Raw genomic sequence first — 541 nt, forward strand, 5'->3', positions numbered from 1 at the left:
AAGGCCCGGGAACGTATTCACCGCAGCGTTGCTGATCTGCGATTACTAGCGACTCCGACTTCATGAGGTCGAGTTGCAGACCTCAATCCGAACTGAGACCGGCTTTTTGGGATTCGCTCCACCTTACGGTATCGCAGCCCTTTGTACCGGCCATTGTAGCATGCGTGAAGCCCAAGACATAAGGGGCATGATGATTTGACGTCATCCCCACCTTCCTCCGAGTTGACCCCGGCAGTCTCACATGAGTTCCCACCATTACGTGCTGGCAACATGCGACGAGGGTTGCGCTCGTTGCGGGACTTAACCCAACATCTCACGACACGAGCTGACGACAACCATGCACCACCTGTAACCGAGTGTCCAAAGAGTTCCACATTTCTGCGGCGTTCTCGGTTATGTCAAGCCTTGGTAAGGTTCTTCGCGTTGCATCGAATTAATCCGCATGCTCCGCCGCTTGTGCGGGCCCCCGTCAATTCCTTTGAGTTTTAGCCTTGCGGCCGTACTCCCCAGGCGGGGCGCTTAATGCGTTAGCTACGACACG

Annotated in this window: 1 rRNA gene; it reads right to left on the bottom strand. The window is 55.5% G+C overall.

Annotated features, from left to right (window positions below):
• Nucleotides 1-541: ribosomal RNA gene (locus ASG67_RS12465) — 16S ribosomal RNA — on the bottom strand; the annotation flags it as partial.

Origin of the sequence: Sphingomonas sp. Leaf339, assembly GCF_001426195.1 — a bacterium.
Classification (GTDB): domain Bacteria; phylum Pseudomonadota; class Alphaproteobacteria; order Sphingomonadales; family Sphingomonadaceae; genus Sphingomonas.